The following is an 8,693-nucleotide window of genomic DNA, read 5'->3' as shown; positions in this document are numbered from 1 at the left end:
CGCCGCTGGACGGCCCTGGCCACGCCCGGCCTCGACGGCGTGGTGTTCGCGTCCGTGGGCCGCGACGGCGGCGGCCACCTCGACCTGGTCGCGGTCGACCCGGCCGCCCAGGGCCGCGGCCTCGGCCGGGCGCTGGTCGGCGCCGCGGAGGAGTGGCTGCGGGCCGAGGGGGCCACCGAGGCGCGGTTCGCCGGGAACCCGCCGTGCTACGCGTGGCCCGGGATCGACGTCCGGTACACCCCCGCGGCCTGCCTCGCGGAGAGCCGGGGGTACGAGCGGTACCGGGTGGCGTGGAACATGACCGCCGACCTGGTCACCGGATGGCACCCGGAGTCCTGGGACCAGGACGCCGACCTGGAGCGGCTCGCGGCGGCCGGGGTCGCCGTCGGGGCGGCGGCGCCGGGGGAGCGGGCCGCCGTGAGCGCGTTCGTCCGCGAGCAGTGGAACGACCGCTGGGCCTGGGAGGCCGAGCAGGCCACCGGCTGCCACTACGCCGTCCGGGACGGGGAGATCCTCGGGTTCGCCGCCTGGGGCTCGCGGCCGAACTGGTTCGGGCCGATGGGCACGGCCGAGGCCGCGCGCGGGCTCGGGGTGGGCCGCGTGCTGCTGCGCCGGTGCCTGGCCGAGCAGGCCGCCGCCGGTCTGCGCCGGGTCGAGATCGGCTGGGTGGGTCCCCTGCGCTTCTACTCGCGGGCGGTGGCCGCGCGCGCCGAGCGCGTCTTCTGGCTCTACCGCCGCCCGCTGGACTGATGTCAGCTGTACAGGAGCTCCGCCCCCTCCGGGCCGCCGTCCGGGACGAGGCCGCGCGGGTCGCGCCCCGCGTCGAGGGCGCGCCGCAGGGCGTCCGACCCCCACAGCAGGTCGAGGAACGGGTCGCAGGCGAACGCGCCGGGATACAGGGCGCGCAGCGTGTGGAGCATCGACACGCCGGTCAGCACCGGCCGGAACGCGAGCCGGTCGGTCACGTGGAGCTGGACGCCGCGCACGACCGCGCCTGCGTGCCGGCCGAACGTCGGGGTGAACCAGGTCTCGCGGAACCGGACGCCTGGCAGCCCGAGGTCCGCGAGCGCCGGGGCCAGCCGCCCGTCGGCGTACGGCGCCCCGGCCAGCTCGAACGGCCGGGTCGTGCCGCGGCCCTCCGCGGCGTTCGTGCCCTCGAACAGCCCGGTGCCCGGGTAGGCGATCGCGGTGTCCAGCGTCGGCATGTTGGCCGACGGCATCACCCAGGGCAGGCCGGTCTCGTCGAAGTACCGCTCCCGCCGCCACCCGCTCAGCGGGACGACGTCCAGCCTCGCCTTGATCGTGCGGTTGGCGAGCAGCGCGATCTCGCCGGGCGTCAGCCCGTGCCGCACGGCGACGGGCGCGCGCCCGACGAAGCTCGCGAACGCCGGGTCGAGCGGCGGCCCCTCCGCAAGCGCACCGCCGATCGGATCGGGCCGGTCGAGCACGACGAACCGCAGCCCGAGCCGCGCCGCCGACTCCATCAGGTCGTACATCGTCCAGACGTACGTGTAGAAGCGGGCGCCGGCGTCGGCCATGTCGAACACCAGGGCGTCCACGCCGGCGGAGGCCACGAGCGCGTCGAGGTCCCCGCCCGACCTGCCGTACGTGTCGAACACGGGCAGGCCGGTGACCGGGTCGGCCGCGGCAGTGTCGCCCTCGCCCGCCTGCGCCGCGCCGCGCAGCCCGTGCTCCGGGCCGAACAGCGCGGTCACCCGGACGCCCGCCGCAAACAGCGCCGGTGCCGACGGCGTCAAGTCGGGCAGGACCCCGGTGGGGTTGGTGACCAGGCCGACGCGGTCGCGTCCGACCGGCCGGGGGTGCCCGGTCAGCCGTTCGAGGCCCGTGCGCACGCGAGTCATCTGGATCTTTCGGATATCTCGAAGATGAGGAACCATGACGCAGTCACTTGCCGCTCTCGCCACTGAACAGAGCGATCCCCGATACAGCGGGATCGACACGCTCCCGACGGAGGAGATCGCGCGGCTCATGAACGCGGCCGACGCCGCCGTGCCCGCCGCCGTCGGCCGGGCCGTCCCGGCGATCTCCGCCGCGATCGACGGCATCGCCGGGCGGATGACCGCGGGCGGCCGCCTCCTCTACGTCGGCGCGGGCACGTCCGGGCGGCTCGCCGTCCTCGACGCCTCCGAGTGCCCGCCCACCTACGGCACCCACCCCGACCTCGTCCAGGGGATCATCGCGGGCGGCGAGGTCGCGCTGGTCCGGTCGGTCGAGGGGGCCGAGGACGACGCGGAGGCCGGCGCCGCCGTGATCCGGGAGAAGGACGCCGGGCCGCTCGACTCCGTCGTCGGGATCTCCGCCAGCGGCCGGGCGCCGTACGTCGTCGCCGCCGTGGCCGAGGCCCGCCGCCGGGGGGCGCTCACGGTCGGGCTGGCCTGCAACACCGGCACGCCGCTCGGCGCGGCGGCCCACCACGCGATCGAGGTCGTCGTGGGGCCCGAGATCGTCACCGGCTCGACCCGCCTCAAGGCCGGAACGGCCCAGAAGCTCGTGCTCAACATGATCTCCACGATCACGATGATCAAGACGGGCCGGACGTACGGGAACCACATGGTCGACGTGGTGGCGAGCAACTCCAAGCTGGTCGACCGCGCCGCCCGGATGGTCGCCGACATCACCGGCGCCCCCGCGGCCCGGGCCCGGGAGGTCCTGGAGGACGCCGGGCGCGACGTGAAGACCGCGGTTGTCATGATCGAACGCGGCGTGGGCGCCGACGACGCCAGGGCCGTGCTCGCGGCCCACGGCAACCGGCTGGCCGCGGCGCTGCGGGATGCTTGAGGACCTCCTGCGGGCCGCCGTGCCCGGGGTCGCCTCGGCGGCCGTCGCCCTCATCGCCCACGACGGGGAGGTCGTCGCCGGTGCCGTGGTGGGGGAGGCCGTGCGGTTCGCCGACGCCGACGAGACCCTGGCGTCCGAGCGGCCGCCCGCCGGGCCCGACGCGGTCTTCGACCTGGCGTCGGTCACCAAGGCGTTCACGGCCGCCGTCCTGCTGGCGCTCGCCGAGGACGGCCGGGTGGACCTGGACGCCCCGGTCGCGGCCTGGCTGCCGGAGCACTACGCCGGACGGCCCGAGGTCACGGTCCGCCACCTGCTCACGCACACCTCGGGCCTGCCCGCGAGCAACCGCGTGGGCGGGGAGCCCGAGGAGGACCGGTGGCGGCTCGTGCTGTCCACGCCCGCCGCCTTCCCGCTGGGAACGCACGTCTACTCGGACGTCGGGATGATCACCGCGGGGCGGGTCGCGGAGGCGGCCGGGGACGCCCCGCTCGACGTCCTCGTCCGCGAACGGATCACCAGGCCGCTCGGGCTCGCCGACACGGGCTTCCGGCCCGCGCCGTCCGGCCGGATCGTCGCCACCGAGTACAAGCCGGAGCGGTCGTCCCGCGGCTGCGTGCGGGGTGAGGTGCACGACGAGACCTGCCACGCGCTCGGCGGCGTGACCGGCCACGCCGGGCTGTTCTCCACGGCCGCCGACCTGCTGCGCTTCGGGGAGGCGCTGCGCACCGGGGGCGGCGGCGTGCTCGGCCCGGCCTCGGTGGAGGAGATGATCCGCGACCAGGGCGTGACCGGCGCCGCCTATCGGCAGGGTCTCGGCGTGCGCATCGGCGACCCGGCCATCGTCGGGCCGCTGGGCGACGCCTTCGGCCATTCCGGGTTCACCGGCACCTCGCTCGTCGTCGATCCCGGCCGCCGGCTGACCGTCGTGCTGCTCACCAACAACGTCCACCCGTTGCGCGGCCGGCCCGGCATCCGCGACCTCCGCTCGGCCGTCGCCGCCGAGGCCCTGGGCCTGGCGGGGGGATAGCGGTCACCAGGACCCACACCGCGGGCGCGGCCGAGGGGCGGTGCGGCGGCGTGCGCCTGGCCGTCCGGTGCTGTGGTGGCGCGGCGGCGTGGGCCTGGTCGCGCGGTGCTGCGGTGGCGCGGCGGCGTGGGCCTGGTCGCGCGGTGCTGCGGTGGCGCGGTCAGGGCGTGGTGCCGTGGCGCAGGCCGTCCATGAGCAGGTCGAGCAGCCGCCCGGCCTGCTCGCGTCGGGCGGGGTCGCCCGCCGCCAGCGACACGCCGCTCAGGGCGGTCAGGACGTCGCCCGGCTCGACGTCCCGGCGTACCGCACCGGCCCCGGCGCCCGCCTCCAGCAGGGTCGCGATCGCGCCGAGCAGCCGGTCACGGCTGTGGGCGTACGGGTCGCCGCCGGAGGCGATGACGGCGCGCAGAGCGTCGGCCATGCCGCGCTTCGTGGTCATGTAGTCCACGAACCGGTCCATCCAGGCGCGCATGGCGCGGTCAGGCGGCGCGGCCTCCAGCAGGCCGGGCACCGCGTCGCACAGCCGGTCGAGCTCGTTCCGGTACGCCGCCTCGACCAGGGCCTCACGGGTGGGGAAGTGGCGGTAGAGCGTCCCGATGCCCACTCCCGCGTCCTTGGCGATCGCGTCCAGCGTCACGTCCGGACCCTCCTGCGAGAACGCCCGCACGGCGGACTCCAGCAGCCGGTCGCGGTTGCGCCGGGCGTCCGCCCGCAGCGGCCTGGCCGCGGCGGACCCGATGTCGGGCACTGCTCCTCCTGATCGATTTGCTAACCGGAGTTTTCTCCGTTTAGAGTCGGCAATGTAACGGAGGATCCTCCGCTTTCGTCATTGTACCGGCGGGTGCTCCCGATCCGGGGGGCCGAGGGAGACGGGAAGACCATGACCGACACACGCCGCATCACCACGCCGTTCACCGCACAGTCCACGGCCGCGGAGGTCGTCGAGGGCGTCGACCTCACCGGCCGCCGCGTCGTCGTCACCGGCGGCGCGTCGGGCATCGGCGTCGAGACCGCCCGCGCGCTGGCGGGCGCCGGAGCCGAGGTGACGCTGGCCGTCCGCAACCTCGAGGCGGGGGAGCGCACGGCCGAGGACATCGTGGCCACCACCGGCAACAAGCAGGTGCTCGTGGCGCCTCTGGACCTCGCCGACCGCGCGTCCGTCGCCGCGTTCGTCGCGGCCTGGGACGGTCCCCTGCACATCCTCGTGAACAACGCGGGCGTCATGGCCTCGCCCGAGACCCGTACGCCGGAGGGCTGGGAGCTGCAGTTCGCCACCAACCACCTCGGGCACTTCGCGCTGGCCACCGGGCTGCACCCGGCCCTGGCGGCGGCCGGCGGGGCCCGGGTCGTCTCGGTGAGCTCCAGCGCCCACCTGCGGTCGCCGGTCGTCTTCGGGGACATCCACTTCCGGGAGCGCGCCTACGAGCCGTGGCTGGCGTACGGGCAGTCGAAGACGGCCAACGTGCTGTTCGCGGTGGAGGCGAGCAAGCGGTGGGCCGCCGACGGCATCACGGTCAACGCGCTGATGCCGGGCGGCATCCGGACCAACCTCCAGCGGCACGTCGCCGAGGAGGACCTCCAGGCCATGCTCCGGCAGAGCGGGGCCGCCGGCGTGGTGTGGAAGACGCCGGAGCAGGGCGCCGCCACGTCCGTCCTGGTCGCGACGTCGCCGCTGCTCGACGGCGTCGGCGGGCGCTACTTCGAGGACTGCAACGAGGCGGGGCCCCACCAGGAGGGCACCCGCCGGGGCGTGGCGTCCTACGCGCTCGACCCCGAGGCGGCCGCCCTGCTGTGGCAGGTGTCGATCGACACCCTCGCCGCGTAGAACGCGCGGCGGCCGTCCGCGACACGGGGGCCGGACGGCCGCCGCTCATCGAAGGCCTCCCGAGGCCGGCGCCGCGCCGCCCCGGGAGGCCGTGCCTGCTGCGAGGTCGGTGGCGGGATCAGGCGGCCGCGGGGGAGGCGGCGAGCAGGCGGCGGATCTCCTGCGCTGCCGCCCGGCCCGCGCGGTTGGTCCCGACGGTGCTGGCGGACGGGCCGTACCCGATGAGGTGCAGGCGCGGCTCGGCGACGACGCGGGTGCCGTCCATGACGATGCCGCCGCCGGGAGCGCGCAGCTTGAGGGGCGCCAGATGGTCGAGAGCCGAGCGGAAGCCGGTGGCCCACACGATCGCGTCGGCCTCGGCCGTGGTGCCGTCGTCCCAGGCCACACCGCCCGGGATCATCTCCCGGAACATCGGCAGCCGTTCGAGCGCGCCCTTCTCCAGCGCCTGCCGTACGACGACCGAGGACCCGAGCCCGGTCGCGCCGACCACGCTCTGCGGCGGCAGGCCGGCCCGCACGCGGGCCTCGACCCGGGCCACGGCGGCCCGGCGCTCGTCGAGGCCGAAGTCCCCGTCCCGGAACTCGGGCGGCCGCCTGGTCACCCACAGCGTCGCGGCGGCGACTCCCGCGATCTCCGACAGCACGTGGGCCGCGGAGTGGCCGCCGCCCACCACGACCACCCGCAGGCCGGCGAACTCGTGCGGGCCCCGGTAACCGGCGTAGTGCAGCTGCCTGCCCCCGAAGTCCGCGGCGCCGGGGTAGTAGGGCCAGTGGGGCCGCGTCCAGGTGCCGGTCGCGTTGACGACGGCGCGGGCGGCCCAGGTGCCCTCCGAGGTCGCGACGACCAGCCGGTCCACAGGTCCGCGGGTGACGGCGCGCACGGTGACGGGACGGAGGATCGGGAGACCGGTCCGGCGCTCGTAGCCGGCGTAGTACTCGGGAACCGCCTCCGACGCCGGGCGCGACGGATCGGGCTCGCCGGAACGCGGTACGCCGGGCAGGTCGAAGATGCCGTGGATCTTCTCCATCGTCAGGGTCGGCGACCGGTGCCGCCACGCCCCGCCCGGACCGTCCTCGCGGTCGAGGACGACGAGATCCAGGCCGAAGCGGCGCAGGAAGTACGCGCCTGACAGGCCGGCCTGGCCCGCGCCGACGACCACGGCGTCCACCTCGTGCGGAGTGCTCACGGCAGACGTCAACAACCCGGCCGGCCCGCTGCTTCCTCTCGTACGCCGCTGCACTACGGGTCCTGTCGGTGGGCGCTGCTAGCGTTCGGGCCGTAGGGCGGCAGGGGACAGGGAGGGGAAGCCATGTCGGTGCTCGTGGCGTTCAGCGTCACGCCGATCGGGGTCGGCGAGGACGTCGGGGAGATCGTCGCGGAGGCCGTCCGGGTGGTCCGCGCGTCGGGCCTGCCCAACCGCACGGACGCGATGTTCACCACCGTCGAGGGCGACACCTGGGACGAGGTGCTCGCGGTGGTGAAGGACGCGGTGGCCGCTGTCGAGGCGCGCTCCTCCCGCGTCAGCCTGGTCCTGAAGGCCGACGCCCGGCCCGGGGACGGCGGGCGGCTGGAGTCCAAGGTCGCGTCCGTCGAGCGCCACCTGTCGGGCGGTGCGGCGTGATCACGGCCGACGAGGTGCGGCGGGTGGCGAACGGCCTGCCGAGGACCGAGGAGAGGCTGGTCAGAGACCGGATCACCTTCCGTGTGGGGCGGATCGTCTACGCCGCGATATCGGCCGACGAGACGTCCATGGGGTTCGCGTTCCCGAAGGAGGAGCGGGCGGCCCTGGTGGCGGCCGAGCCGGACAAGTTCCACATGCCCCGCCCGTCGGACGAGCGGTACAACTGGGTGCGCGTCTGGCTGGCCGCGATCGACGAGGCGGAGATGCGGGAGATCATCGTGGATGCCTGGCGGATGGTGGTCCCCAAGAAGGTGGCCGCCGCCCACCTCGCGACCTCCTCACCCGAGGCCTGAGGGGTTCAGCTCGCGGCTGCTCACCTGAGGTCTGAGGTGTTCACCTCGCGGCTGCTCACCTGGGGTCTGAGCTGTTCAGCTCGCGGCTGCTCACCTGGCGTCTGAGGTGTTCACCTCGCGGCCTCTCAGGCGGCAGGGCCGGCGACGCCGGTTCCGCCTCAGACGAGGCTGTCCGCGAGCGCCCGGCGGCAGAGGCGGTCGGCGGCGCGGGTGGTCTCGGGCAGCCGGTGGCGCGGGGTGAGGGCGAGCACGTTGTGGCAGGCCGTCTCCAGGTCCATCCGGTCGCCCACCGACACGAACACCGGCCTGACGCCGTCCCGCGTGCGCAGGACCCGCCCGACGACGTCCCCGTCGAGGCGGAGCTCGCTCCACGACCCGCGTGTGAGCCCCGGCTCGTCGAAGGTCCCGACGAACGGCGTCTTCCCCACGCCGATCGTGGGCAGCCCGGTCAGCACCCCCAGGTGGCACGCCAGCCCGAAACGCCGGGGGTGCGCCAGGCCGTACCCGTCGCACACGATCAGCTCGGGCGTCAGCGTGAGCCGCTCCAGCGCCTCGACCAGGCTCGGAAGCTCACGGAAGGCGAGCAGCCCGGGCATGTACCCGAACGCGACCGGCCCGGTCACGGTCACCTGCTCCAGCACCTCCAGGCTCGTCCCGTCGAGCACCACGACCGCGGCGGCCAAGCGGTCGCCGGCGTAGGCGACGTCCACCCCGGCGACCGTCGAGGGCCGCAGGGGCCCGGGCCCTGTGAGGTCGAGCCGCGGGCGCAGGGCCTCCTGGACGGCCTCGGCCTCTGCCGCCGACGACGGCCACACCGGAGAGGTGCACATCTTCACACCGGCGACAATAGGCGCTTCACCCGGGCGTGGACTAAGCGGCTCGGGCCCCGATATGACGATGGGGCTCGGCCCCGAAAGCGGCGCGGCGTGAGGCCCTCGGGGCACGTCTTCGGCACGTCCCCGGGCGGTTGGGCGGCTCAGGTGTGCGTCGCGCCCGGGGGCCACCGGCCCGGCAGGTGGTGCACAGGTGGGTGTGGACCTGAACGGGCCGGTGGCGGGGCGGGGGAGG

General features: G+C 75.3%; 10 protein-coding genes. 6 read left to right on the top strand and 4 right to left on the bottom strand.

Annotated features, from left to right (window positions below; genetic code table 11):
* Nucleotides 1-750, top strand: a 750-nt coding sequence (locus tag MPTA5024_RS03745; RefSeq protein WP_051458009.1) for a GNAT family N-acetyltransferase, incomplete at its 5' end; no start/stop codon positions are given.
* 2 nt (nucleotides 751-752) lie between these two features.
* Here the strand turns inward: MPTA5024_RS03745 and MPTA5024_RS03740 are convergent.
* A complete protein-coding gene (locus MPTA5024_RS03740) occupies nucleotides 753-1,862 on the bottom strand; it encodes an exo-beta-N-acetylmuramidase NamZ family protein (protein ID WP_036319879.1) in 1,110 nt (369 codons plus the stop codon).
* Between the two features lie 34 nt (nucleotides 1,863-1,896).
* Here MPTA5024_RS03740 and murQ point away from each other — a divergent pair, with 34 nt between their 5' ends.
* On the top strand, nucleotides 1,897-2,799 hold the full coding sequence (gene murQ / locus MPTA5024_RS03735; protein WP_036319877.1) for an N-acetylmuramic acid 6-phosphate etherase: 903 nt from the start codon (nucleotides 1,897-1,899) through the stop codon (nucleotides 2,797-2,799).
* Nucleotides 2,792-3,826: a serine hydrolase domain-containing protein gene (locus MPTA5024_RS03730; protein WP_036319875.1), complete on the top strand. Its 1,035-nt coding sequence runs from the start codon at nucleotides 2,792-2,794 to the stop codon at nucleotides 3,824-3,826. The genes murQ and MPTA5024_RS03730 overlap by 8 nt, the downstream gene beginning before the upstream one ends.
* 160 nt (nucleotides 3,827-3,986) lie before the next feature.
* Here the strand turns inward: MPTA5024_RS03730 and MPTA5024_RS03725 are convergent, their stop codons facing one another.
* Nucleotides 3,987-4,574 (bottom strand): TetR/AcrR family transcriptional regulator, encoded by a 588-nt coding sequence (locus MPTA5024_RS03725; RefSeq protein ID WP_232326159.1) that lies wholly within the window; start codon nucleotides 4,572-4,574, stop codon nucleotides 3,987-3,989.
* A gap of 132 nt (nucleotides 4,575-4,706) precedes the next feature.
* Between MPTA5024_RS03725 and MPTA5024_RS03720 the strand changes: the two genes are divergently transcribed.
* The gene (locus MPTA5024_RS03720) at nucleotides 4,707-5,651 is read left to right on the top strand and encodes an SDR family NAD(P)-dependent oxidoreductase (RefSeq protein ID WP_036323033.1); all 945 of its coding nucleotides are present in this window, start codon (nucleotides 4,707-4,709) and stop codon (nucleotides 5,649-5,651) included.
* 118 nt (nucleotides 5,652-5,769) lie between these two features.
* On the opposite strand, the gene MPTA5024_RS03715 is transcribed toward MPTA5024_RS03720, so the two are convergent.
* A complete protein-coding gene (locus tag MPTA5024_RS03715) occupies nucleotides 5,770-6,837 on the bottom strand; it encodes an NAD(P)-binding domain-containing protein (protein ID WP_036319873.1) in 1,068 nt (355 codons plus the stop codon).
* Between the two features lie 123 nt (nucleotides 6,838-6,960).
* Between MPTA5024_RS03715 and MPTA5024_RS03710 the strand changes: the two genes are divergently transcribed.
* Nucleotides 6,961-7,272, top strand: a complete 312-nt coding sequence (locus MPTA5024_RS03710; RefSeq protein ID WP_269750534.1) for a thiamine-binding protein — start codon at nucleotides 6,961-6,963, stop codon at nucleotides 7,270-7,272.
* A complete protein-coding gene (locus tag MPTA5024_RS03705; protein ID WP_036319871.1) occupies nucleotides 7,269-7,625 on the top strand; it encodes an MmcQ/YjbR family DNA-binding protein in 357 nt (118 codons plus the stop codon). The genes MPTA5024_RS03710 and MPTA5024_RS03705 overlap by 4 nt, the downstream gene beginning before the upstream one ends.
* Nucleotides 7,626-7,783: 158 nt before the next feature.
* Here the strand turns inward: MPTA5024_RS03705 and MPTA5024_RS03700 are convergent, their stop codons facing one another.
* Entirely contained in the window at nucleotides 7,784-8,455 is a 672-nt protein-coding gene (locus MPTA5024_RS03700; RefSeq protein ID WP_036323030.1) for an endonuclease V, read from the bottom strand.
* Between the last annotated feature and the right edge of the window lie 238 nt (nucleotides 8,456-8,693).

The organism is Microbispora sp. ATCC PTA-5024 (assembly GCF_000511135.2).
Lineage (GTDB): Bacteria > Actinomycetota > Actinomycetes > Streptosporangiales > Streptosporangiaceae > Microbispora > Microbispora corallina.
The sequence above is the reverse complement of the archived record's forward strand: the minus strand, read 5'-3'. Positions and strand labels throughout refer to the sequence as shown.

What these genes read in the sequence shown, in the direction of transcription:
- MPTA5024_RS03740 (WP_036319879.1), bottom strand. Translation starts at nt 1,862, where the DNA reads ATGACTCGCGTGCGCACGGGCCTCGAACGGCTGACCGGGCACCCCCGG.
- MPTA5024_RS03730 (WP_036319875.1), top strand. Translation starts at nt 2,792, where the DNA reads ATGCTTGAGGACCTCCTGCGGGCCGCCGTGCCCGGGGTCGCCTCGGCG.
- MPTA5024_RS03710 (WP_269750534.1), top strand. Translation starts at nt 6,961, where the DNA reads ATGTCGGTGCTCGTGGCGTTCAGCGTCACGCCGATCGGGGTCGGCGAG.
- murQ (WP_036319877.1), top strand. Translation starts at nt 1,897, where the DNA reads ATGACGCAGTCACTTGCCGCTCTCGCCACTGAACAGAGCGATCCCCGA.
- MPTA5024_RS03720 (WP_036323033.1), top strand. Translation starts at nt 4,707, where the DNA reads ATGACCGACACACGCCGCATCACCACGCCGTTCACCGCACAGTCCACG.
- MPTA5024_RS03700 (WP_036323030.1), bottom strand. Translation starts at nt 8,455, where the DNA reads ATGTGCACCTCTCCGGTGTGGCCGTCGTCGGCGGCAGAGGCCGAGGCC.